At 67.6% G+C, this 22,732-nt stretch carries 19 protein-coding genes and 1 pseudogene; 7 read left to right on the top strand and 13 right to left on the bottom strand.

Annotated features, from left to right (window positions below; genetic code table 11):
- Window positions 1-333 precede the first annotated feature (333 nt).
- Complete coding sequence (locus FRZ44_RS24645) at window positions 334-1,089, top strand: polyprenol monophosphomannose synthase (RefSeq protein WP_151179678.1); 756 nt, start codon at window positions 334-336, stop codon at window positions 1,087-1,089.
- A 49-nt stretch (window positions 1,090-1,138) separates the two neighbouring features.
- A complete protein-coding gene (locus tag FRZ44_RS24640) occupies window positions 1,139-1,684 on the top strand; it encodes a hypothetical protein (protein ID WP_151179677.1) in 546 nt (181 codons plus the stop codon).
- A 29-nt stretch (window positions 1,685-1,713) separates the two neighbouring features.
- Here the strand turns inward: FRZ44_RS24640 and FRZ44_RS24635 are convergent, their stop codons facing one another.
- From FRZ44_RS24635 to FRZ44_RS24615, 5 genes are all read right to left on the bottom strand, one after another.
- Window positions 1,714-3,498 carry an acyl-CoA dehydrogenase C-terminal domain-containing protein gene (locus FRZ44_RS24635; protein ID WP_151179676.1) on the bottom strand — a complete coding sequence of 595 codons (1,785 nt, stop codon included), beginning with the start codon at window positions 3,496-3,498 and terminating at the stop codon, window positions 1,714-1,716.
- Between the two features lie 166 nt (window positions 3,499-3,664).
- Window positions 3,665-6,043, bottom strand: a complete 2,379-nt coding sequence (locus tag FRZ44_RS24630; RefSeq protein WP_151179675.1) for a 3-hydroxyacyl-CoA dehydrogenase/enoyl-CoA hydratase family protein — start codon at window positions 6,041-6,043, stop codon at window positions 3,665-3,667.
- Window positions 6,044-6,046: 3 nt separating this feature from the next.
- Window positions 6,047-7,186 carry a thiolase family protein gene (locus FRZ44_RS24625; RefSeq protein ID WP_151179674.1) on the bottom strand — a complete coding sequence of 380 codons (1,140 nt, stop codon included), beginning with the start codon at window positions 7,184-7,186 and terminating at the stop codon, window positions 6,047-6,049.
- Window positions 7,183-8,901 carry a long-chain-fatty-acid--CoA ligase gene (locus FRZ44_RS24620; RefSeq protein WP_151179673.1) on the bottom strand — a complete coding sequence of 573 codons (1,719 nt, stop codon included), beginning with the start codon at window positions 8,899-8,901 and terminating at the stop codon, window positions 7,183-7,185. Before FRZ44_RS24620 ends, FRZ44_RS24625 begins: the two co-directional genes overlap by 4 nt.
- A 237-nt stretch (window positions 8,902-9,138) precedes the next feature.
- Window positions 9,139-9,921: an SDR family NAD(P)-dependent oxidoreductase gene (locus FRZ44_RS24615; protein ID WP_151179672.1), complete on the bottom strand. Its 783-nt coding sequence runs from the start codon at window positions 9,919-9,921 to the stop codon at window positions 9,139-9,141.
- Window positions 9,922-10,117: 196 nt separating this feature from the next.
- Here FRZ44_RS24615 and FRZ44_RS24610 point away from each other — a divergent pair, with 196 nt between their 5' ends.
- Both FRZ44_RS24610 and FRZ44_RS24605 read left to right on the top strand, forming a co-directional pair.
- Window positions 10,118-11,329: a phosphoglycerate kinase gene (locus FRZ44_RS24610; RefSeq protein ID WP_151179671.1), complete on the top strand. Its 1,212-nt coding sequence runs from the start codon at window positions 10,118-10,120 to the stop codon at window positions 11,327-11,329.
- Between the two features lie 125 nt (window positions 11,330-11,454).
- On the top strand, window positions 11,455-12,573 hold the full coding sequence (locus FRZ44_RS24605; RefSeq protein ID WP_151179670.1) for an ABC transporter substrate-binding protein: 1,119 nt from the start codon (window positions 11,455-11,457) through the stop codon (window positions 12,571-12,573).
- A 36-nt stretch (window positions 12,574-12,609) separates the two neighbouring features.
- Here FRZ44_RS24605 and FRZ44_RS24600 read toward each other — a convergent pair.
- From FRZ44_RS24600 to FRZ44_RS24590, 3 genes and pseudogenes are all read right to left on the bottom strand, one after another.
- Window positions 12,610-12,992 (bottom strand): annotated as a pseudogene (locus tag FRZ44_RS24600) (YkvA family protein); the annotation flags it as partial.
- Window positions 12,986-13,318 (bottom strand): AzlD domain-containing protein, encoded by a 333-nt coding sequence (locus FRZ44_RS24595; protein WP_151179669.1) that lies wholly within the window; start codon window positions 13,316-13,318, stop codon window positions 12,986-12,988. The pseudogene FRZ44_RS24600 and the gene FRZ44_RS24595, both read right to left, overlap by 7 nt.
- The gene (locus FRZ44_RS24590; RefSeq protein ID WP_151179668.1) at window positions 13,315-14,085 is read right to left on the bottom strand and encodes an AzlC family ABC transporter permease; all 771 of its coding nucleotides are present in this window, start codon (window positions 14,083-14,085) and stop codon (window positions 13,315-13,317) included. Before FRZ44_RS24590 ends, FRZ44_RS24595 begins: the two co-directional genes overlap by 4 nt.
- A gap of 160 nt (window positions 14,086-14,245) precedes the next feature.
- Here FRZ44_RS24590 and FRZ44_RS24585 point away from each other — a divergent pair, with 160 nt between their 5' ends.
- The 3 genes from FRZ44_RS24585 (at window position 14,246) to FRZ44_RS24575 (ending at window position 16,557) form a co-directional block, all read left to right on the top strand.
- The gene (locus tag FRZ44_RS24585; protein WP_151179667.1) at window positions 14,246-15,517 is read left to right on the top strand and encodes a PQQ-dependent sugar dehydrogenase; all 1,272 of its coding nucleotides are present in this window, start codon (window positions 14,246-14,248) and stop codon (window positions 15,515-15,517) included.
- A 66-nt stretch (window positions 15,518-15,583) separates the two neighbouring features.
- On the top strand, window positions 15,584-16,177 hold the full coding sequence (locus tag FRZ44_RS24580; protein WP_151179666.1) for an NUDIX hydrolase: 594 nt from the start codon (window positions 15,584-15,586) through the stop codon (window positions 16,175-16,177).
- Between the two features lie 11 nt (window positions 16,178-16,188).
- Complete coding sequence (locus FRZ44_RS24575; RefSeq protein WP_151179665.1) at window positions 16,189-16,557, top strand: VOC family protein; 369 nt, start codon at window positions 16,189-16,191, stop codon at window positions 16,555-16,557.
- A gap of 146 nt (window positions 16,558-16,703) precedes the next feature.
- On the opposite strand, the gene FRZ44_RS24570 is transcribed toward FRZ44_RS24575, so the two are convergent.
- From FRZ44_RS24570 to dapF, 5 genes are all read right to left on the bottom strand, one after another.
- Window positions 16,704-17,552: an EamA family transporter gene (locus FRZ44_RS24570; protein ID WP_151179664.1), complete on the bottom strand. Its 849-nt coding sequence runs from the start codon at window positions 17,550-17,552 to the stop codon at window positions 16,704-16,706.
- Between the two features lie 297 nt (window positions 17,553-17,849).
- Complete coding sequence (locus FRZ44_RS24565; protein ID WP_151179663.1) at window positions 17,850-18,764, bottom strand: FkbM family methyltransferase; 915 nt, start codon at window positions 18,762-18,764, stop codon at window positions 17,850-17,852.
- A 317-nt stretch (window positions 18,765-19,081) separates the two neighbouring features.
- Window positions 19,082-20,023 carry a signal recognition particle-docking protein FtsY gene (gene ftsY, locus FRZ44_RS24560; protein WP_151179662.1) on the bottom strand — a complete coding sequence of 314 codons (942 nt, stop codon included), beginning with the start codon at window positions 20,021-20,023 and terminating at the stop codon, window positions 19,082-19,084.
- 258 nt (window positions 20,024-20,281) lie between these two features.
- On the bottom strand, window positions 20,282-21,571 hold the full coding sequence (gene mtaB, locus FRZ44_RS24555) for a tRNA (N(6)-L-threonylcarbamoyladenosine(37)-C(2))-methylthiotransferase MtaB (protein ID WP_151179661.1): 1,290 nt from the start codon (window positions 21,569-21,571) through the stop codon (window positions 20,282-20,284).
- A gap of 144 nt (window positions 21,572-21,715) precedes the next feature.
- Complete coding sequence (dapF, locus tag FRZ44_RS24550; RefSeq protein WP_151179660.1) at window positions 21,716-22,597, bottom strand: diaminopimelate epimerase; 882 nt, start codon at window positions 22,595-22,597, stop codon at window positions 21,716-21,718.
- Between the last annotated feature and the right edge of the window lie 135 nt (window positions 22,598-22,732).

The raw sequence follows: 22,732 nt of genomic DNA, 5'->3' as shown, positions 1-22,732 counted from the left end.
AGACAAGCCCCGACCGGGGTCACTCCCCGGCGGGGTTTTGTTGTCGGCGGGGACTCCGATCGCTATTCCCGCTCTTCTCGCTCGCGCTTTCCTTGGAGCTTCGATCGAGATCGGCGATCGGCCCGCGTCGCTCTTTCTTGAACCAGCCCCTCCCCCTACCCCCTCCCGCTCGACGGCTCCGCCGTCGGGGAAGGGGGTGAAGTGGAAGAAAATGCTCACCCTCTTCCCTTGCGGGAGGGGGTAGGGGGAGGGGACCGCTCGCTCTCGAAAATCAGCATTCGTGCCTCATCCATCCCCGGTCATGGTCCGTACCAGGAAATGGGGTTATGACTCGTGACCCGTCTCGATGCGTTCTCTTCTCCCGAGTCTTTCGCGACCATGGCCGAGCTCTGCATCGTCATCCCGACCTTCAACGAGGCCGACAACATCGCGCCGCTGGCAAGCGCGCTCGACGACGCCCTCGGTGATGTCGACTGGGAGGCCATCCTGGTCGATGACGATTCGCCCGACGGGACTGCGGCGCGCATCGAGGCGCTGGCCCATCCCCGGATCCGCTGCCTGCTGCGGAAGGGACGGCGTGGGCTGGCCTCGGCGGCGATCGAAGGATTTCTCGCGAGCCCGGCGCCCTTCGTGGCGCTCATGGACGCCGATCTCCAGCATGACGAAGCCCAGCTGCCGGCGATGCTGACCCTGGCCAAGAGCGACCGGCTCGAGCTGGTGGTCGGCACGCGCTTCGCATCGGGACGGTCGGCGGCCGGTTTCGCCGGGCTTGGCCGGGCCTGGCTCAGCCGCGCCGGCGCCCGCGCGAGCCGTTCGCTGACCGGCGACACGCCGCTCTCCGATCCGATGTCTGGATTCTTTCTGATGCGGCGCGCGCTGATCGAGGAGCTGGGTCCGCGCCTGTCGCCGCGCGGCTACAAGATCCTGCTCGATCTGGTGGCCTCCGCCGGCAGGCCGCTGCGCGCCGGCGAAATCCCCTATCGCTTCCGTCCGCGCCAGGCCGGCAGCAGCAAGCTCGGCTTCAGGGTCGGCGCCGATTTCCTGCTGCTCGTCGCCGCCAGATGGTGGAAGCGCGGTCCGTCTCGTTAGGTCTGAACGCACCGCCACCGTAGCCGAGCAGGCTCCAAGAGCTTTTGCCGTGGCAGCCATTCTGCCGGACTGGCAAACTGGCTGCATGAGCTTTGGGATAAATCTCGATGAAGACGATTGGGCTCGCCTGGTGGGCGGGTATCGCCATCGTTATGACCCACGAGAAGCATTGAGAATGCTGCTGCAGGGCGTCGAGGTTGAAAAAGCCTGGAGAGAGCTCTGGAACGAGCTTCATCACCAGAACGATGTCGACACCGCTTCCTACGCCGCCGTGCCCGCTCTCGTGCATATCTACGAACTGCGAGGCGTGCCGCACTACAATACCTACGCGCTCGTCACGACGATTGAGCTTGCTCGGCAGAACGGTCGTAATCCCGATCTGCCGGAGAATCTGAGAGCGGCCTACGAGGCCGCCTGGCAAAAACTCGTTGAGATCGGGCTGAGGGAGCTAAAGGCGGCGAATACCGAGCCGCTCGTCTCCTGCATCATCGCCGTATTGGCGATCGCCAAAGGGCAGCGCGACCTTGGATGGTTTGCCACAAACTACGATGAGAGCGAGCGCCGGGAAATCCTGGAGAGGGCCGAAGTCATCTAGGGTTCTGCTGGTGGTTCTCGCTCTGCCCGTCAGAACGCCTCCGCCGGCATGCCGGCGAGCGCGCCCTTTCCCGTCATGATGATGGCGAAGTTCGCCGAATGCTCGGGCAGGATGCGCTCGAGATAGAAGCGGGCGCAGGCGAGCTTGGCCTTGTAGAACTCGGCCTCCTCGCCGCTCTGCTTCGCCAGCGCGATCTTCGCCATGCGTGCCCAGAGATAGGCGAAGACGGCGTAGCTGAAGAGCTTCAGATAGTCGGGCGCCACCGCGGCCGCGGCCTCGGGATCCTTCATGCCGGTCTCGGCGACGAAGGCGGTCGCCTGCTGCAGGCGCGCGAAACATTTGGCGAGCGGCAGGACGAACTCGCCCATCGCCGGTTCCGCCATCGAGGTCTCGATGAAGGCGCCGACCGGATGGAAGAAGCGGCGCAGCAGCCGGCCCATCGAGAGGCCCAGCTTGCGGCCGACCAGGTCGAGCGCCTGGATTCCGTTGGTGCCCTCATAGATCTGGGTGATGCGGGCGTCGCGCGAGAACTGCTCCATGCCGTTGTCGCGGATATAGCCATGACCGCCCCAGACCTGCATGCCGAGATTGGCCGCCTCGAAACCGAGATCGGTCAGCGCCGCCTTCACGATCGGCGTCAGCAGCGCCACCAGATCGTCGGCCGCTGCGCGCGCGGCCGGGTCGGGATGCTTCAGCGAGATGTCGAGCTCCTGTCCGACCCACAGCGCCAAGGCACGCGCGGCCTCGGTCTTGCTGCGGATGGTGAGCAGCATGCGGCGGATGTCGGAGTGGACGATGATCGGATCGGCGGGCTTGTCGGGCGCCTGGGCCCCTTGCGGTGCGCGGCCCTGGAGGCGCTGCTTCGCGTAATCGCGGGCTCCCTGATAGGCGGCTTCGGCGATGCCGAGCCCCTGCACGCCGACGCCGAGACGCGCGGCATTCATCATGGTGAACATCGCCGACATGCCCTTATGCGGGCGGCCGACCAGCCAGCCGGTGGCGCCGTCGAAGGCGATCTGGCAGGTGGGCGAGGCATGGATGCCCATCTTCTTCTCGATGGCGATGCAGGAGACCGCGTTGCGGGGTCCCAGGCTGCCATCGGGCTTGGGCATGAATTTCGGCACCAGGAACAGGCTGATGCCGCGCGTGCCGGCGGGCGCATCGGGCAGGCGCGCCAGCACCAGATGCAGGATGTTGTCGGTGAGGTCGTGCTCGCCGGCCGAGATGAATATCTTGTTGCCGGTGATCTTGAAGCTGCCGTCGCTCTGCGGCTCGGCCTTGGTGCGCACGAGGCCCAGATCGGTGCCGCATTGCGGCTCGGTCAGGCACATGGTACCGGACCATTCGCCGGTGGTGAGCTTGGGCAGATAGAAGCTCTTGAGCTCGTCCGAGCCATGCAGCGCCAGCGCGTTATAGGCGCCGTTCGAGAGGCCGGGGAACATGCCGAAGGAGAGATTGGCCGAGCAGATGATCTCCTCGACCGCGAAGCTCACCAGCTTGGGCAGGCCCTGTCCGCCATATTCGGGATCGCTCGCGAGCGAGATCCAGCCACCCTCCGCAAAAGCCTTGTAGGCCTCCTTGAATCCGGGCGGCGTCGTCACGACGCCGTTGGCGAGCTGCGAGCCGATCTCGTCGCCGGGACGGTTCAGCGGCACCAGCTGCTCCTCGCAGAAGCTGGCCGCGGCATCGAGCACGCTGTCGACCAGCTCGGGCGTCGCCTCGGCATAGCCCGGCAGCACGGTCAGCTTGCTGTCGTCCAGCAGCTCATGCAGCACGAAGCGGATATCGCGAAGCGGGGCTTTGTAAGCGGGCATGAAGGCGCTCCTCTAGAGGCGAACTTTTCGCTGTGGAACCACCGAGCAGCCCCCTCCCTGGCCCTCCCCCGTGCCGGGGGAGGGGATAAGAGTCGCAAGCCTGTCCCCTCCCCCCTCGAGGGGGAGGGCTAGGGAGGGGGATGACGCGATTTCGCAACTCACGTCGTCAATTCCGCAGCGGCTTGCCGGTCTCGAGCATGTGCTCCATGCGCTGGAGCGTCGGCTCCGTGTGCATGAGGCTCATGAAGCCCTTGGCCGCGAGCTTGCGCAGGGTCTCTTCCTCGGTCTTGACCTCGATATCGGCATCCTTGCCGCCGGTGAGGAGATCGGCGAGCGCCTCGGCGACGACGCGGTCATGCGGCATGGCCTTGCCGGCCGCGACGAAATTGTCGACCGCGAGGCGGATCGCCGTGCGGCCGGTGGCGCCGGGGAGCGTGAAGACCGGAACCTCCGGCGGCTTGTAGTCGGCGACCATCGACAAGGCGCGGGCCTTGGCCGCCGCCAGCAGCCGCTCGCGGTTCATCACGATCTCGTCGGTGGGGCGGAGGAAGCCCAGCTCGCGCGCCTCGGCCGCGGATTTGGAGACCTTGGCCATCGAGATCGTCTCGAAGGCCTTGGTCACGGGCGGCATCGGTCCGCCGGGACGGCCCTTCTCGACGGTGTAGCGCTCGAGCAGCTCGTTGGCGCCGCCCCAGCCGGGGATGAGGCCGACACCGACCTCGACCAGGCCGATATAGCTCTCGGCATGGGCGACGACGGCGCGCGCATGGAGCGTGATCTCGCAGCCGCCGCCGAGCGCCAGGCCGGCCGGCGCCGCGACCGAGGGGAAGGGCGCGTATTTCAGCGCCTTCAGGGTGGCGAGGCCTTCGCTCACCAGATTCTCGATCAGCGGCCACATGCCGATATTGGCGCCGAACAAGGCCAAGCCCAGATTGGCGCCGACCGAGAACTGCTCGGCCTCGTTATAGATCACCAGCGCCTTGTATTTCTTGGCGACCATGCCGATCGACTGCTTGAGCAGGCCCAGGATCTGGTCGTCGAGCGCGTTCATCTTGCTGTGGAACTCGAGACAGACGACGCCGTCGCCGATATCCCACAGGCTGGCCGAGCTGTTCTCGGCCACCGGCTGACTCGCGCGCTTGATATCTTCCAGCAGCAGCACGCCCTCGGGGCGCTCGACCGGGTGATGTTTCCCGTCGGTGCCGAGATAGAGCAGCTTGCCGCCGTCGATCTTGTAGAAGCCGCCGGCCTTGGCGGCCGCGGCCAGAAGCGGCGGCACCGTCTTGCCTTCGGCCGCGAGGCGCTTGGCGAACCAGTCGGCGCCCATGCGGTCGATCAGCTCGAACGGGCCCCATTTCCAGGCATAGCCCATCTGCATGGCGCGATCGACCGCGACGATATCGTCGGCGATCTCAGGCACCAGCGAGGCGGTGTAGGGCAGGAGCTGCGAGAGCACCTTCCACGCATATTGCCCGCCGCGATCGGGATGCTCGACCACCGCGCGCAGGCCCTGGCGCCCGGCCTCGACGCTCTCGAGCCGCGCCTCGATCTTGGGCTTGAACTCGCCGGTCTTGAGATTGATGGCTTCGAGCGTCTTGCCGCCATGCTCGTCGCGCTGCATGCGATAGAAGCCGCCCTTGCCCTTGCGGCCGGTATAGCCGTCGGCGATCAGCTTCGTCATCAAGGGGAAGTCGCGCCGGATGCGCAGATAGTCGTCGCCCTTGGGCAGCGACTTCGCCATGGCGCTGTCGACATGCGGCTGGAGATCGAGGCCCGTCAGGTCGAGCAGGCCGAACACGCCGGTCTTGGGAATGCCGAGCGGCTTGCCCATCACGGCATCGGCCTCTTCGACCGTCAGCCCCAGATCGAGCGCCGCCGTCACCGCGGCCTGCATCCAATAGACGCCGATGCGGTTGGCGATGAAGCCCGGCGTGTCCTTGCAGCGCACCACGCCCTTGCCCAGCGCGCGGTCGCCGAACTCCTCGATCACCGCCAGCGAATCGGGATTGGTCTTCGGCCCCGACACGATCTCCAGGAGGCGCATATAGCGCGGCGGATTGAAGAAATGCGTGATGACGAAATCGCGCGCGAAGCTCTCGGGCATGCCCTCGATCAGCGTCGCCAGCGGAATCGTCGAAGTGTTGGAGGAGATCACCGAGCCCTTTTTGCGCAAGGGCTCGATCTTCTGATAGAGCGAGCGCTTGATCTCGGGATTTTCGAGCACCGCCTCGACCACCCAATCGACATCTGCGAGGAGGCCCAGATCGTCCTCGGTGTTGCCGGGCGTGATGAGGGCGGCGTTGGCCGGCAGCATCAGGGGTGCCGGGTCGGTCTTGAGCAGCTTCTCGATCGCGCCCTTGGCGATGACGCTGCGGTCGGATGCCGGCTTGCCGTCCTTGTCCTTCGGCACGATGTCGAGCAGCAGCACGGGGACGCCGGCATTGGCGATCTGGGCGGCGATGCCGCTGCCCATCACGCCGGCACCGATGACGGCCGCCTTGCGGATCGAAAGCTCGGCCGGTTGGCCGGGTTTGCGCGGCGCCATGGATCAGACCGCCTCGAGGATGGTGGCGATGCCCTGGCCGCCGCCGATGCATTGGGTGGCGAGCGCGAATTTCTTGCCCTCGCGCGCCATGATCTGCGCGGCCTTGCCGGTGATGCGCGCGCCCGTGGCGCCCAGCGGATGGCCGAGTGCGATGGCGCCGCCATCGATATTGGTCTTGGCGAGGTCGAGCTTGAGCTCGTCGGCGCAGGCCAGCGCCTGCACCGCGAAGGCCTCGTTGAGCTCGATCACATCGATATCGCCGACCTTGAGCTTGGCGCGGTCGAGCGCCTTCTTCGTCGCGGCGACCGGGCCGATGCCCATGATCTCCGGTGCGCAACCGGCGACGCTGATGCTCTTGATGCGGGCCAGGATCTTCAGCCCATGGGCCTTGGCATATTCTTCCGAGGTCACCATCACGGCCGAGGCGCCGTCGGTCAAAGGCGAGGAACTGCCGGCGGTGACGCTGCCATCGGCCTCGAACACCGGCTTCAGGCCCTTGAGGCCTTCGAGCGTGCTGTCGGGGCGGATGCAGCCGTCCTTGGCGACGATGTCGTTGCCGGAGCCGACCGGGACGATCTCGGCATCGAGCTTGCCCGCGGCCTGCGCCGCGCTCGCCTTCTGCTGGCTGGAGAGCGAGAAGGCGTCCTGGCGGTCGCGGCCGATCTTGTATTTCCGCACCAGATTCTCGGCCGTGATGCCCATCGCCATATAGGCGCCGGGCACCTTGTCCGCGAGAACCGGGTTGGGCATCGGGTTGAAGCCCATCATCGGCACGCGGCTCATCGATTCGACGCCGGCGCAGATGAAGACGTCGCCCGCTCCCATGGCGATCGAGCCGGCCGCCGTGTGGATGCCCTGCATCGAGGAGCCGCAGAAGCGGTTGACCGTGGCGCCGGCGACGCTCTGCGGCAGGCCCGCGAGCAGCACCACGAGGCGCGCGACGTTGAAACCCTGCTCGCCTTCGGGGAAGGCGCAGCCCATCTGCAGATCCTCGATATCGGCGGCGGGAACGCCGGTGCGCTGGAGGAGCGCCTTCACCGCGGTGGCGGCGAGATCGTCCGGCCGCACCCTGGCGAGCGCGCCCTTATGCGCGAAATGGAAGGGCGTGCGGGCATAACCGACGATGACGGCGGAGCGGGTCATGCGGATTTCCTTTCGGCGGTGGCCTCGGCTTGAAGGACCTTCTTGTCGATCTTGCCGACGGCGGTCTTGGGCAGGGAGCTGCGGAACTCGAAGGCGGTCGGCATCTCGATCGGCGACAGCTTGTCGGCGAGGAACGCGATGAGGATCTTGTCCGTCAGTGTCTTGCCGGGCTTGGCCACGATCACAGCCTTCACGGTCTGGCCGCGATAGGGGTCGGGCATGCCGATCACGGCGCAATCCGCGACATCGGGATGGCGATAGATCGCTTCCTCGATCAGGCGCGGATAGACCTTGTAGCCGCTGGCATTGATCATGTCCTTGAGACGGTCGGTGATGAAGACATAGCCGTCCGTGTCGATATAGCCGACATCGCCGGTGCGGAAGGCCCCGTCGACCGTGTTGGCCGCGGTCTCGTCCGGCCGCTTCCAATAGCCCGCCATCACCTGCGGCCCGCGCACGCAGATCTCGCCGCGCTCGCCCTGCGGCAGGAGCCGATGCGGCGGTTCGGCGTCCCGGATCTCGATGATGGTTCTCGGATAGGGCAGCCCGACCGAGCCGGGGCGTCCGCCGCTGAAGGGCGGGTTGCAGCAGACGACGGGCGACGTCTCGGACAGGCCGTAGCCCTCGACCAGCTTGGCATGGGTCATGCCCTCGAACCGCGCGCGCACCTCGTCGGGCAGGGGCGCGCCGCCGGAGATGCAGAAACGCAGCGAGTCCATCTTGTAGCTGGCGATCTTGGGATTGTTGATGATCGCGTTGAACAGGGTCGGCACGCCGGCGAAGACGGTCGGCTTGCGCTTGGTGATCGTCTGCATCATGCCCTTCATCTCGAAGCGCGGCAGCAGCACGATCTCGGCGCCGACCCGGATGCTCCAATTCATCACCACGGTCATGGCGAAGACATGGAACAGCGGCAGCACGCCCAGCATGATCTCCTGCTCGGGCTTGTCGCCATTGCCGACCGGGAACCAGAGGCGGCATTGCTCGGCGTTGGTATAGACATTCGAATGGGTCAGCATCGCGCCCTTCGGAATGCCGGTCGTGCCGCCGGTATATTGCAGCAAGGCCAATTGCCGGAGCGGATCGATCGGCGGCGGGACGAACCCGCCCTCATTGGCGATCAGGTCGGAGAAGCGGATATGGCGGTCGTCGCGCGGGCAATCCACCAGCGTGCGGCGCATCGCGATCTGATAGAGCCAGCGCTTGGGCGCGGGCAGGATCTCCGCCATCGAGCAGACGATGAGCCGCTTGAGGCGCGTGCTGGCGAGGAGCGGGTCCAGCTTGTTGTAGAGCTGCGCCAAGTCGAGGGTCGCCATCATGTCGGTCTCGGAATCCTCGATCTGGCGCGTCACCTCGGGCGGCGTATAGAGCGGATTGTAGTTGACGACCGTGGCGCCGGTCTTGAGCGCCGCGAAATAGAGCACCACGAAATAGGGGCAGTTCGGCAGGAAGAGCCCGAGCTTCATGCCGGGCCCCAGGCCCAGGGCCGAGAGGCCCTTCGCGGCATGATCGACCTGGCGGCCGAGCTCGGCATAGAGGGTGCGACGGCCCATGAAATCGAGCGCCACGCGGTGGGGCCAGGTGGCGACCGCATGATCGAGCAGCGCATAGACCGGCTTCGGCTCGATCACGGCATTCCAGTCCACATCCGCGGGATAGCTCGCGAGCCAGCGAGGCGCCGGCTCGGCTTGCGGCGAGACCAGAGAAGCGGTCATGCGGGTGTGGCCATGATCTGGAAAGGTCCCGTGGTGGGGCGGCGCCGGTCCAAACGACTCGGCGCCCCACCGCCCCTAATGTGGCAACCGTCCATCCTTGCGCCTAGGCCGTAAAAGCTTTCCTTAAATGCAATCTATCGGGCCGCCAGGGTTGATCGACCTTGGCGCCGCGGGGAGATCCATATTTTATAATAATATCAGAATACTACAGGGTGGCGGCCGGCCTGCCGGCGGGCCTCAGCCCCAGTTTTCGGCCATCCGGCCCATCATCGCCACCACGAACCGGCGCGGCAGGAAGCGGGCGAAACAGGCGGCGAGATGGCCTTGCGAGCCCACCATCTGCACCGGGCGCCGGCCGATCGCGGCCAGTGCCACGCGCGCCACATCCCCCGGCTCGTCGATCCTGGCAAAGCGCGGGACCGGCATGTTGGCACGCTCGAGCCAGGCCGTCCGGGTCACGCCGGGACAGACCGCCAGGAGATCGACCGGCTCGCGGCGCAGCTCGTTCGCGATCGCCTCGACATAGGCGCGCAGGAAATGCTTGCTGGCGGCATAGGTCGCCAGATAGGGCATGGGGAAGAACGCGACCGTGCTCGCCACATAGATCAGACCGGCGCGGTGACCGTTCGCCCGAGCGCGCTTCAGCATGCCCGGGGCAAGGGCGCGGGTGAGGGTGACCGGCGCCAGGACATTGACCTTGACGATGCTTTCGTCGTTTTCGCCGGGCTCGGCCTCGGCAAGCGCGTTGCCGAAGCGCCCGAAGCCGGCATTGTTGACCAGGAGATCGGGCTCATAGGGCTCGGCCCACTCGACCAGGCGGCTCAGTCCCTCGTCCGTCCCGATATCGGCCGTTTGCAGTTCGACCGAGCGGCCATTGCTGGCGAGGGAATCCGCGAGGGCCTGCAGCCTCGGCCGGTCGCGGCCCGTCAGCAGCAGGTTGGTGGAAGGCGGCAGGGCCCGCGCGATCGCCTCGCCGATTCCACTGGACGCGCCCGTGATCAGGGCAGTCTGGTAGGCCATTCGAAAGTTCCCCTCAGCCCCGTGATGTCCAGGCCCCGATCCCGTTCCGCGAGGCTGTTCTGGTATAGCTGTTCTGGCACAATTGCATTTGTCGGCCGCCTTGGGAATGATGCCGCCGCTCACCGCCGCCGGCACCGGCCCGATCCCGGTCCCCGTCCCGCCAGCGCCCCCCAACAGACGCGAGATTTCCCCCGCGATGGCTCAATTCCGCACCCTCGATCAGCTCGACGTCGCCGGCAAACGCGTGCTGCTGCGCCTCGATCTCAATGTGCCGGTCAAGGACGGCCGCGTGACCGATCCGACCCGCATCGATCGCTCCTCGGCCACGGTCCAGGCCCTGATCGATCGCGCCGCCAAGGTGATCATCCTCTCCCATTTCGGCCGGCCCGACGGCAAGCGCGTGGAGTCGATGTCGCTGCGCCCGATCGCCGAGGCCCTGGGCGCCGCGCTGGGCGGCCGCAAGGTGGGCTTCGCCGAGGATTGCGTCGGGCCCGTCGCCGAGAAGGCGGTCGCGGCCCTGAAGAACGGCGAGGTGCTGCTGCTCGAGAATCTCCGCTTCCATTCCGGCGAGGAGAAGAACGATCCGGATTTCACCAAGGCCCTCGCCCGGCTCGGCGATCTCTATGTGAACGACGCCTTCTCCTGCGCCCATCGCGCCCATGCCTCGACCGAGGGGATCGCGCATCTGCTGCCGGCCGCGGCCGGCCTCCTGATGCAGGCCGAGCTCGATCACCTGACCAAGGCGCTCGAAACGCCGCAGCGCCCGGTGGCCGCGATCGTGGGCGGCGCCAAGGTCTCGACCAAGCTCGATCTCCTCGGCAACCTGGTGCAGAAGGTCGACCTGCTCGTGATCGGCGGCGGCATGGCCAACACCTTCCTCTTCGCCAATGGCATGGCGATCGGCAAGTCGCTCGCCGAGCGCGACATGGCCGAGACCGCGCGCGCCGTGCTGAAGAAGGCGCGCGATGCCGGCTGCGACATTCTCCTGCCGGAGGATGCGACGGTGGCGGCGAAGCTCGAGCCCGGCATTGACAGCCATGTCGTCGACATCGACGCCGTGCCGGCCGATCAGATGATCCTCGATGTGGGCCCGCGCACCGCCGATGCGATCGCCCGGCGCCTCGAAGGCTGCCGCACGCTGGTCTGGAACGGGCCGCTGGGCGCGTTCGAGACGGCGCCCTTCGACGAAGGGACCACGCGCCTCGCCCTGAAGGTCGCCGAGCTGACGCGCCAGGGACGGCTGCTCTCGGTCGCGGGCGGCGGCGACACGGTCGCCGCCCTCGGCAAGGCCGGCGTGGTCAATGCGCTGACCTATGTCTCGACCGCCGGCGGTGCCTTCCTCGAATGGCTCGAAGGCAAGACGCTGCCGGGCGTCAAGGCGTTGCAGGACGCGGCGAAGAAGACCTAGCGGCCACCATCACCGCCATGATCACCGGGCTTGCTCCGCCCGGTAGGGGCTGGGCTAAGATTGGCGTTGCGCGCTCCTATGCGCCACGCCCCCGCTATCGACAACAGCCATCTTGGGAGGACAGCATGAGCGATCGGACATTTCTGGAGACGCTGACGGCCCGCGGACTGAATCGCCGTGCCTTCGGCAAGGCTCTGGCGGCCGCCGGGCTGGCGATGGTGACGATTCCCATGCTGCCGCGCCGCGCTGCGGCGGCGGACGAGGTGATCTATTATACCTGGTCCGACTACAACACGCCCGATCTCTTTCCTGCTTATGTCGAGAAGCATGGGGCGCCGCCGGAGACACCGGTGTTCGGCGACAACGAGGAGGCGCTGCAGAAGCTGCGCAGCGGCTTCATCGCCGATGTGACCCATCCCTGCAGCACCATGACCCGGCGCTGGCGCGAGGCCGGCATGCTGGCGCCCATCGATACGACCAAGCTCTCGAACTGGGGCGACCTGTTCGCGCCGCTCAAGACCTTGCCCACCACGACCGCCGATGGTCAGCAATGGTTCATCCCGTTCGATTGGGGCCAGACCTCGATCACCTACCGCACCGATCTGATCGATCTGCAAGGCCAGGAGGAATCCTGGGGCCTACTCTGGGACGAGCGCTACAAGGGCAAGCTCGGCACCATGGCGGCGGCCGAAGATGCTTGGTGGTGCGCCGCGATCTATGCCGGCGTCGATGTGCTGAAAGAGGTCACGCAGGCGGACATCGACAAGGTGCATCCGCTTCTGGTGAAGCAGCGCCCGCTTCTGCGTTTCTATTCTTCCGATTCGACCCAGGTCGAGCAGGCGCTGGCTTCGGGCGAGGTGGTGGCGGCGATGACCTGGAACCAGTCGCCGCTGGGCCTGACGAAGCAGGGCGTGAAGGTGAAGTTCGCTAACCCGAAGGAGGGCGCTCTCACCTGGTGCTGCGGGTTGGTGCTGCTGAAGAAGGCGCCGCATCCCGACAAGGCGCTCGATCTGATCGACGCCATGATCGATCCCCGCGCCGGCAAGTATCTCATCGAAGAGTTTGGTTACGGCCATGCGAACCAGAAGAGCTTCGACGGCGTTGCCGAGGAAGACCTGGTGGCGCGTGGCCTCTCCAAGCAGCCGATGGAGATTCTGGCGCGTGGCAAGTTCGCAGGGCCGCAACAGCCGGAACTCGAGCAGGCCATCAACCGCGACTATGAGAAGATCCAGGCGGGGTTCTAACCCTCGGCAGGAATGTCCTTCGCCGCTGCGCCCGGCTCATCCGGCGAGATGCGGCCAGGACCACCGGAGGATCAGTCCGGCGGCGACCAGCCAGATCGCGGCGGCCGCGACGCGGCTGGCCGGCCGCTCGATGCGCGCTCGGCCTCTCGGCGGAACTCGGCCATCACCTCGGCCGGTATCAGGCGAATCACGAGCAGGATCCCGAGCGGGACGATGACGAGATCGTCCAGATATCCCAGCACCGGAATGAAATCCGGGATGAGATCGATCGGGCTCAGCGCATAGGCGGCGACAGCGGCGGCGATCGCCTTCGCGTACCAGGGCATGCGCGGGTCGCGCGCTGCCAGCCATATCGCGACGACGTCCCGCTTGATCGACCGGGCCCAGGCCTTCGCGGCTTCCCACATGGACGTTATGAAAGGCCGATCAGCTGCAGCAGCACCAGGGCGGCGGCGCCGGAAAACACCGCCAGCAGCATGTTGCGCCGGCTGAAGTAGAAGACCGCGAGCGCGATGCCCGCCGCGAGCAGTCGCTCGGCAATCGGCGTCGCGCTCAGCGCGCCCAGCGGCAGCAGGATCATGCGCGCGATCAGCCCGGCCAGCATCGCGTAGGCGACGGCCGCGATCCAGCGGAACAGCGGTCCGTCCAGGCTGAGGCCGCCGCCGAGCGCCACGCCCAGCCCGCGCCACATGTAAGTGACGACGAAGGCGCCCGCGATCAGCAGCCAGATTGCGTTGTCGCTCATGATGTCGCCCGCATCGTCTTGCGCGCCTCGATCCAGCGCGCCACGGGTTTCTCCAGCAGGAAGCTTGCGCTGCCGGCGACGAGGCCCGTCAGCAGCAGGCTCCAGTTCGGCGAGAGGAGATGGAACAGCGGCCCCGCGATGGCGCCGAGAATCAGCGGCAGGGCGCGGGCGCGCTGGGCCAGGTCGACCGAGAACACCAGCAGGAAATAGATCGGATTCAGGAACAGGAGCCCGAGCCCGACCGTCGCCGGCAGCCACTCGACCATGAAGAACCCGCCGGCCGTGGCCACGAGCGAGAAGCTCCAGAGCACCAGGCCGAAGCCGATGAAGAAGGGCAGGCGCTGGTCGGAGGGCAGCACCGGACAGCGCTGCATGCCGTTGGCCCAGCCGGTGATGGCGATGAAATGGGCGGCGAGGAAATAGCGCCAGCGCGGCGTGCCGGGATGGCGCAGGAAGGGCATGAGCGACAGCGTCATCGGCAACAGCCGCAGGCCCGAGAGCCATACCGCGAGCAAGATGGCCGCGGCGGACGCGCCGACGCCATAGAGCTCGATCAGCGTGATCTGGCCCGGCAGGGCCCAGCCGGTGGTGGTGGAGGCCAGGCTCATCGGCAGGGTCCAGTCCGACTGCCGGCAGAGCGAGCCGAATCCGAGAAAGGATGCGCCCAGCACCAGCGCCGGCGTGCTCGCCGATTCGCGCATGCCGCCGATGAAGGCGGCACGCCGGCTGGCGAAGGCGGTGGGCAGGGTCTTGCGGGACGGCGCCATGGAACCGGGTCGGGAAGGGGGCGTTGGCTGGGATTGGGTCGCGATTGCCGTCTCTGATACAACAAACCGGGCCCGGCTTCACGGCCGGAGCCGGGTTGGCCTCCGATCGTCGCTCGCTATAGTCGGGGATGCGGGATCCTCGACCCGACAGGAAACGGACATGACGCCAGCGGACTCCCCGATATCGATCGGCGCCGGTTTCAGGGCTCTCTGCCTCGCGACCGGCCTGACCCTTTCGGGCGCGGCCTTCGCCGCCTCGCCGTCGGAGCCGCCCGGCACCCATATCCAGCTCGACCCGTCCACGCTCCCCGCACCCGACGCGACCGAGGCCGTCGGCAATTTTTCGGAGCTGGTGACCGCATCGGATCATCCTCCTTTCCAGCTGCCGCCGGGCTTCGCCGTCAATCTCTTCGCCAAGGGCTTCGATCGCGCGCGCTGGCTGGCGATCGCGCCCGACGGCGCGGTCCTGCTCTCCGAGGGCCGCGACGGGCAGATCACGCGAATCGTCGACAGCGACGGTGACGGGGTCGCCGATTCCAGCCGCATCCTTGCCGCCGGTTTTCACGGGCCGCATGGCATGGCCTTCCATGACGGCATGCTCTATGTGGCCGACATCGAAGGCATCTGGAAATTGCCCTACCAGCCCGAGGGGACCCTGACGAAGCCATCGCGCACGCGCATCACGGCGAAGGGCGCGTTCGGCGAAGGGCAGGGCCATTGGACCCGCAATCTCGTCTTCAGCCCCGATGGATCGCGCATCTATGTCGCGATCGGCTCGGAGTCCAATGTCGCGGTCGAGCCCCTGCCGCGGGCCTCGATCCAGAGCTTTGCCGCCGATGGCAGCGATCAGAAGACCGTCGCCACCGGCATCCGCAATCCGGTCGGCCTGGCGTTCTATCCTGGGAGCCACGATCTCTATGCGGTGGTGAACGAGCGCGACGGGCTGGGCGACGGGCTCGTGCCGGATTATCTGACCCGGATCCAGGAGGGCGCCGACTATGGCTGGCCCTATTTCTATATCGGCAATCACCGCCAGCCCGACATCGAGATCCCCGCGGGCGTGAGCGGTGACAAGGTCACCGAGCCGGACCTGCTGTTCCGGTCGCATTCGGCGCCGCTGGGCCTCGTCTTCTATGACGGCAAGCAGTTTCCCGCCGAGTATCGCGGCGATGCCTTCGTGGCCCTGCATGGCTCCTGGAACGCCGGCAAGCCGCAGGGCTACATGGTGGTGCGCGTGCCCTTCGCCAACGGCAGGCCCAAGGGCTGGTACGAGCCGTTCCTGACCGGGTTCTGGATCGGCGGCAACGATCCGCCCAAGGTCTTCGGCCGTCCCGTCGGCCTGGTCGTGGCGCCCGATGGCAGCCTGCTCGTGGCCGACGATGCCAGCCAGTCGATCTGGCGCATCAGTTGGAAGGGCGTGGACCCGGAATAAGCGCAAGGCGGGGGTTCGCGGCGGCCGGGCTTGTCTCGACGGGGAGGCGGCGGCACATTACCGGCCATGGCCGATATCCCGCCCAAACCCGCGACCAGCGACCGCCCGACTTCCCGCACCGAGGCGCCGGTCAATCTGCCGGCCCGCTACAAGCGCGAGATTCCGGAGGGCGACAGCCGCCTGCGCATCGTCTGCAGCGATTGCGGCTTCATCAATTACGAGAATCCGAAGGTCGTCGTCGGCGCCGTGGTGCGCGAGGGCGATCGCATCCTCATGTGCCGGCGCGCGATCAATCCGCGCCATGGCTTCTGGACGCTGCCCGCCGGCTATCTCGAGCTCAACGAGACCACGGCCGACGGCGCCCGGCGCGAGGCCTGGGAGGAGGCGCGCGCGAAGATCGAGATCGACGGGCTGATCGCGGTCTATTCGATCCCGCGGCTGAGCCAGGTCCAGGTGATCTACCGCGCCCGGTTCGCGGCGCCGGGAATCGAGCCCGGCCCCGAGAGCCTCGAGGTCGGCCTGTTCGCCTGGGACGAGATCCCCTGGAACGATCTCGCCTTCCCGTCGGTGCGCTGGGCGCTCGAGCATTATCGCGAGGTGGGCGACGCGGAGCATTTCGCCGCCCGCACCAACCCGCCGGGCGAGCTCGGCAATTTCTGAAGGACGCGGCGATGAAAGTGGCGGGCCTGGATCATATCCAACTCGCCATGCCCGCCGGTCGCGAGGCCGAGGCCCGCGCCTTCTACGAAGGCCTGCTCGGCATTCCGGAAATGACGAAGCCGCCGCCTCTGGCCGCGCGCGGCGGCGCCTGGTTCGAGCGCGGCGCGCTCAAGATCCATCTCGGCGTCGAGAAGAATTTCATGCCCGCGCGCAAGGCACATCCGGGCTTGCCCGTGGAGGACCTGCCGGCGCTGATCGCAACATTGAGGGCGGCCGGCATCGCCGTGAATGAGGACGAGCCGCTCGAAGGCTTTATCCGCGTCTATGTCGACGACCCGTTCGGCAACCGGATCGAACTGATGGAGCGGAAGGGGCGGTGAGGGAGGTGTTGCGGAAACACCCTCCCCCTACCCCCCTCCCGCTCGACGGCTTCGCCGTCGGAGGAGGAGGCCTGATTTTTTTCCTAGCCCCCGCCCCTTGCGGGAGGGGTAGGGGGAGGGGTGGCCGCAAGCGTGCTGATCGCCCGTCACGCCAGCTGCAGCACCAAATTCCCCGCCACGACCGCCACCGCGGCCACCGCGCGTTTCCAGCCGAACTTCTCGTGCAGGAACAGCGCGCCGAAGGCGGCGCCGAAGAGGACCGAGGTTTCGCGCAAGCCGACGATGCCGGCGAGGGTGCCCACGCTCATGCCCCAGATCGCGAGACCATAGGCGCCGCAGGAGAGCACCGCGCCCGCGCTCGAGCTCCGCCAATGGCGCTTGAGATGCTGGAAGAAGGCGCGCCGGCGGATGGCGATGGTGATGAGCAGCAGCGGGATCGCCTCGAGCGCGAACAGCCAGAGGATGTAGCCCAGCGCGTTGCCGGAGCGGCGCACGCCGAGGCCGTCGGTCACGCTGTAGCCCATGATGAAGACCGCGGTCGCGAGCGCATAGAGCACCGAGCGGCCGTGATCGCCCTTGGGCATGCCGCGCTCGAAGGCGAGGCTGACGATGCCGAGCGAGATCGCGGCGACGCCGAGGCATTGCAGCGGCGAGAGCCATTCGCCGGCGGCCGGTGCGGCCGCGATCGCGACCAGGAGCGGCGCCGTGCCGCGCGCGATCGGATAGGCGTGGCTCAGATCGCCATGGCGATAGGCCCCGACCAGCCCGGCGTAATAGCCCAGATGGATGACGATCGAGAGGAAGATGAAGATCCAGCTCTCGCGCGCCGGCGGATCGACGAAGGGGAGAGCGAAGGCCGAGAGGATGGCGCCGCCCGTCATGACCGCCGTGATCGCCGACAGCCGGTCGCCGGTGCCCTTCACGAAGAGGTTCCAGCCCGCATGCATCGCCGCCGCGAGCAGCATGAGGAGCGCGACGATCAGATGGAGACTCATGGAGGGGGAACTCGGGAGGGAGAGGAGGTGTCACGGAACGGTAATAATCGGCGGCGGAGTATTGCCGATTACGTTTCCGGCGCAAAGCGCCGCGGCGAAGGACCCCTCCCCTACCCCCTCCCGCGAGGGGAGGGGGCGTGGATTTCTTCTGAGTCCGCGGCGTTCTTTCGTCGCCAAATGCAAACAGCCTCCCCGGAAGAAGGAGAGGCTGTTTCTATTCTTCCTAGCCCCCTCCCCTTGCGGGAGGGGGTAGGGGGAGGGGTGGCCGCAGATGAGATTCGGAAACGACGGAGCGTCTTACTCCGTCGTGATCCTCAACACGTCCTCGGTTTCCGGCTCTTTCTGCAGATCCATGCCGGCGAGGCGGGCGGAGACGTAGTTGCGGGCTTTCTGGGCGACGGCGAGGACGTAGCGCCGCCGGGTCCAGGGCCGGCCGACATAGTCGAGCTTGTGCCGGTCGGCGTCATAGAGAATCGATTCATAGCCGCTGGCGGTGAGGAAATCGCTGAGCTGCTCGGGCGAGCTGCCGCATTCGTTGAGCGCGCTGTCGATCGCGATCAGCAGCGCCGGCGGATTGGCCTCGCGCAGCATTCCTTCCGCGCCCTTGAGCGCCACCAGCTCGCCGCCAGCGATGTCGAGCTTCATCAGTGCATAGCGCCGCGCCGCCATCGCCTGGTCGAGGCGGATGCATTCGACGCCGATGACGCCGCCGACCGCGAGCTCGCCCGGCAGCGGCGGACGCCGCCGGCCGCTCTTGCCGGTGCCGTCGACGAAGCGGCCGAGCTGCGCCTGGGTGCCGACCAGCTTGGGATGGATCACGATCGCGACCGCATGGCTGCGATGCACGGCCTCGGTCAGCTTGCGCCGCAGCGAGGGGCTGGGCTCGAAGGAATCGACGCGGCCGTCGGGGCCGACGGCGGCGGCGGCGGCCACCGCGAACTTGCCGTCGCGCGCGCCGATATCGAGCACGGCATCGCCGGTGCGCAAGTAACGGCGCATGAAATTCTCGGTGTGGTGGTCGGCCCAGCCTTCGGCGGCTGCGGTGCCTGCCGCCGGTACCGCGGCGGCGGGCTCGAGCGGGTCGCCGGGCTTGGCGAGAAGACGTTTCTTCAGGCGCCCGAAGACGCCCAGCGCTCCCTGGGACTCCTGCCCGTCGAGGGGCGGTCGCGCATCGCGGCGATCGTCGCGCTTCAAGGTTTGACCAGCTGACATCGGTTCCGTCCGCCCCCGCGAACGACTCGGCGTTCCAACCGGCGAATCCTAGCCAGCCTGAGTCGCGAATCAATCACCATTCCGCGCCGGGCCTGGGGGTAAGAGGCCGGCGAGGCGGTTCGCAGCTTAGGCGCAACATATTGATAGTTGATGGAGATGCCCTCCTGCTTCAGTCGACGAATCCCCTCCCCCGAAACGGGGGAGGGCAAGGGAGGGGGTGGAGCAACAGCGAGACCTTCGATCACCCCCCCACCCCAGCCTCCCCCTCAAGGGGGGAGGTGCAGAAAGGAAGGCGCGAGCTCGCTCGCCCTCAGCCCCTACCCCTCCACCAGCGACTGCGCGAACGCCGCCGCTTCGAAGGGCCGCAGATCCTCGGCCCCTTCGCCGACGCCGACCGCCACCACCGGCAGGCCGAACTTCTCCGCCAGGGCCACCACCACACCGCCCCGGGCGGTGCCGTCGAGCTTGGTCACGACCAGCCCGGTCAAAGGCACGATCTGGCGGAAGGTCTCGACCTGGGCCAGCGCATTCTGGCCCGTGGTGGCGTCCAGCACCAAAAGGCAATCCTGGGGCGCCGCGGGATCGAGCTTCTTGAGGACGCGGGCGATCTTGGCGAGCTCGGCCATCAGGTTCGCCTTGTTGTGGAGCCGGCCGGCCGTGTCGATCAGGAGGAGATCGGCGCCGGCGGCCTTGGCCGCTTCCAGCGCCTCGAAGGCGAGGCTGGCGGAATCCGAGCCGCTCTCGCGGGCCACCACCGGCACGCCGGCGCGCTGGCCCCAGATCTGGAGCTGCTCGATGGCGGCGGCGCGGAAGGTGTCGCCGGCCGCGAGCCAGACCGTCTTGCCCTGGGTCTTCCAATATTGGGCGAGCTTGCCGATGGTCGTGGTCTTGCCGCTGCCATTGACGCCGACCACCAGCACCACATGCGGCCGGGCGGCGGGGTCGGGCGCGAGGCCCCTGGCCACCGGCGCCAGGATCTGGGCGATGTCCTCGGCCAGCGCCGCGCGCACGGCCTCGGGCGCGATGTCCTTCTCGAAGCGGCGGCGGCGCAGCGCCTCGGCGAGCTTGGCCGCGACCGACGGCCCGAGGTCGGCCGCGATCAGCAGCTCCTCGAGCTCCTCCAGCGAGGCGGTGTCGAGCCGGCGCTTGGTGAAGATGCCGGTGATGCCGTCGGAGAGCTTGGCCGAGCTCTTGGCGAGGCCGCGCTTCAGCTTCGCGAGCCAGCCACCGCTCGCTTTTTCGTTCGTCTCGTCAGCCATTCAGGGGAGATCCGTAGCAAGAAGAATTTCTCCTCGCCCCCACGGCAGTGGGGGAGAGGGATGCGCAGGCTTGGCTGAGGCGAAGCCGAAGCCTAGCCGAAGCTGGGAGAGGGGGATGCTGCAGGAAAGGGCCCACCTCTCCCAGCTTCGGGTAAGCCTCCGCTTCGCTCCGGCTAACCCTGCGCAACCCTCTCCCCCCGCTGCGCGGGCGGAGAGGTAAATCCTTGGCAGGGAGAGACGGCGTCGACGGCGATGGCACTACGCGGCCTGCTGCGCGAGGGCTTCGAGAATGAGCCCGTCTTCATCATGGCCGGTCACGCGCGCCATGACGATGCTGCCCGGCGCCGCGTCACCGAGAAGGCGCGCCGGCGCGAAATGCTCGGTATGGCCGAGCGCACTCTGCCCGCCGTTCTTTTCAACCAACAGCGCGGTGCTGCGACCGGCGACACCCGTGAACCAAGCGGCCTTGGCGATCTCGCCCTTCGCCCGCAATTCCGCGGCACGCGCGCGGCGCAGCGCCATCGGCAGCTGCGGCATGCGCGCGGCGGGCGTGCCCTTGCGCGCCGAATAGGGAAAGACATGGAGGAAAGTGAGGCCGCAGTCATCGATCAGGCTGAGATTGGCCCGATGCGCCGCCTCGCTCTCGGTCGGGAAACCGGCGATGAGATCGGCGCCGAAGACGATGTCGGGGCGCAGCGCGCGCAGCCGCGTGGTGAGGGCCACGGCATCGGCGCGGCTGTGACGGCGCTTCATCCGCTTCAGGATCAGATCGTCGCCATGCTGCAGCGAAAGATGGAGATGCGGCATCAGCCGCGGTTCCTCGGCGACGAGCGCCACCAGATCCTCGTCGACCTCGATCGGATCGACCGAGGAGATGCGCAGGCGCTTCAGGCCCGGCACCAGCTTCAGGAGGCGGCGCGCCATCTGGCCGAGCGACGGCGTGCCGGGGAGATCCTGGCCATAGGAGGTGAGATCGACGCCGGTCAGCACCAACTCGGCGACGCCGCTCTCGGTGAGCTGCCGCGCTTGGTTGACGATCTCGCCCACGGGGAGCGAGCGGCTGGGCCCGCGGCCATAGGGGATGATGCAGAAGGTGCAGCGATGGTCGCAGCCCTGCTGCACCTCGAGGAAGACGCGGGCGCGTCCGCCGAAGCCGGCGATGAGATGGGCCGCGCTTTCGCGCAAGGCCATGATGTCGGCGACGGCGGTGCGGGGCGCCTCGCCGCCGGCGAGCGCCTGCCAGCTCTTGGCCTCGAGCTTCTCGCCGTTGCCCATCACATGGTCGACCTCGGGCATGGCGGCGAACCGGGCGGGGTCGATCTGGGCGGCGCAGCCGGTGACGACGATGCGGGCCTCCGGGTTCTCCCGCCGGGCCTTGCGGATCGCCTGGCGCGCCTGCCGCTCGGCCTCGGCCGTGACGGCGCAGCTATTGACCAGGATGGCGTTGCCGAGCCCCGCCGCCTGGGCATGGCCGCGCATCACCTCGGATTCGAAAGCGTTCAGGCGGCAGCCGAAGGTGAGGACGCGGGGCTCGGTCACTAATGTCATCCCCGCGAAAGCGGGGACCCATGCCCGTTCAGGGCGCTGGCCCCACCATGGGCCCCCGCATTCGCGGGGGTGACGATGAAGGGGCGGGGAAACAAGGGAAGGCCCGCGCAAACCGGGGCGCGGCCGACGGCGGGCCAGACAATATTAGCCCAGCAGCGACGCGTCGAGTCTGCCGGTGAAGCTGGTCTCGGCCGGGCCGGTCATGCGGACATGGCCGTCCGCCAGCCATTCGATCTCCAGATCGCCGCCATCGAGCTGGATCGTGGCCTTGCGGCCGGTGAGCTTGCGGCGATGGGCCGCGACCAGGGTGGCGCAGGCGCCGGTGCCGCAGGCGCGCGTGATCCCGACCCCGCGCTCCCAGACCCGCATCCGGATGCGGGTGGGCGACAGCACCTGGGCGACCTCGATATTCGCCTTCTCGGGGAAGAGCGGGTGGCGCTCCAGCACCGGCCCCAGGGCGGCCACGTCGATCGCCCCGGCGTCCGGCACGAAGAAGACCGCATGGGGGTTGCCGATATTGACGCCCACCGGGTCCGACAGCGGCCCCAGTTCGATCCCCAGATGGAGGGTGTCGAGCGGCTTGGCGAGCGGGATCTCGCGCCAGTCCAGCTGGGCCTCGCCCATATCGACCGAGATCCGGCCGTCCGGCGCCGCCTCGGCATCGAGGAGCCCGACCACGCTTTCGATGATCACATGGCGGCGGCCGGTCTCGGCCATGACCAGGGCCGCCACGCAGCGCGCCCCGTTGCCGCAGGCCTCGACCTCGCTGCCGTCGGCATTGCGGATCCGCATATAGACGTCGGCCAGCTTCTGGCGCGGCTTCTCGATCAGGATGATCTGGTCGCAGCCGACCCCGGTCCGCCGGTCGGCGATGGCCCGGGCCTGGGTGTCGGAGATGTCGGTGAGGGGGGTGGCGCCGTTGGCGCCAGCCGAAGCGGTGCCGTTGGCCGATCCGCCGCGCAGGTCGATCACGGCGAAGTCGTTGCCCAGCCCATGCATCTTGGTGAAGGCGGTCGCGAGCGTCATGTCGGTTATATGGCAGTGCGGTGGGCGCATGTCCACTGGCGGAGGAACGCCTGCCGGCCGCCGCGAAAGTCCCAAGTCTCCACAGGGCAACACCACTGTCGGTGCATTGTTGATGGTTGGCGCAACAATCAATAA

The organism is Hypericibacter terrae (assembly GCF_008728855.1).
GTDB lineage: Bacteria > Pseudomonadota > Alphaproteobacteria > Dongiales > Dongiaceae > Hypericibacter > Hypericibacter terrae.
Note: the sequence above shows the minus strand (reverse complement) of the source record. Positions and strands in the feature narration are given on the sequence as shown.

Coding starts and splice junctions, on each gene's coding strand:
- FRZ44_RS24635 (WP_151179676.1), bottom strand. CDS start 3,498: ATGCCCGCTTACAAAGCCCCGCTTCGCGATATCCGCTTCGTGCTGCAT.
- FRZ44_RS24630 (WP_151179675.1), bottom strand. CDS start 6,043: ATGGCGCCGCGCAAACCCGGCCAACCGGCCGAGCTTTCGATCCGCAAG.
- FRZ44_RS24625 (WP_151179674.1), bottom strand. CDS start 7,186: ATGACCCGCTCCGCCGTCATCGTCGGTTATGCCCGCACGCCCTTCCAT.
- FRZ44_RS24620 (WP_151179673.1), bottom strand. CDS start 8,901: ATGACCGCTTCTCTGGTCTCGCCGCAAGCCGAGCCGGCGCCTCGCTGG.
- FRZ44_RS24615 (WP_151179672.1), bottom strand. CDS start 9,921: ATGGCCTACCAGACTGCCCTGATCACGGGCGCGTCCAGTGGAATCGGC.
- FRZ44_RS24610 (WP_151179671.1), top strand. CDS start 10,118: ATGGCTCAATTCCGCACCCTCGATCAGCTCGACGTCGCCGGCAAACGC.
- FRZ44_RS24605 (WP_151179670.1), top strand. CDS start 11,455: ATGAGCGATCGGACATTTCTGGAGACGCTGACGGCCCGCGGACTGAAT.
- FRZ44_RS24595 (WP_151179669.1), bottom strand. CDS start 13,318: ATGAGCGACAACGCAATCTGGCTGCTGATCGCGGGCGCCTTCGTCGTC.
- FRZ44_RS24590 (WP_151179668.1), bottom strand. CDS start 14,085: ATGGCGCCGTCCCGCAAGACCCTGCCCACCGCCTTCGCCAGCCGGCGT.
- FRZ44_RS24585 (WP_151179667.1), top strand. CDS start 14,246: ATGACGCCAGCGGACTCCCCGATATCGATCGGCGCCGGTTTCAGGGCT.
- FRZ44_RS24580 (WP_151179666.1), top strand. CDS start 15,584: ATGGCCGATATCCCGCCCAAACCCGCGACCAGCGACCGCCCGACTTCC.
- FRZ44_RS24575 (WP_151179665.1), top strand. CDS start 16,189: ATGAAAGTGGCGGGCCTGGATCATATCCAACTCGCCATGCCCGCCGGT.
- FRZ44_RS24570 (WP_151179664.1), bottom strand. CDS start 17,552: ATGAGTCTCCATCTGATCGTCGCGCTCCTCATGCTGCTCGCGGCGGCG.
- FRZ44_RS24565 (WP_151179663.1), bottom strand. CDS start 18,764: ATGTCAGCTGGTCAAACCTTGAAGCGCGACGATCGCCGCGATGCGCGA.
- ftsY (WP_151179662.1), bottom strand. CDS start 20,023: ATGGCTGACGAGACGAACGAAAAAGCGAGCGGTGGCTGGCTCGCGAAG.
- mtaB (WP_151179661.1), bottom strand. CDS start 21,571: ATGACATTAGTGACCGAGCCCCGCGTCCTCACCTTCGGCTGCCGCCTG.
- dapF (WP_151179660.1), bottom strand. CDS start 22,597: ATGACGCTCGCGACCGCCTTCACCAAGATGCATGGGCTGGGCAACGAC.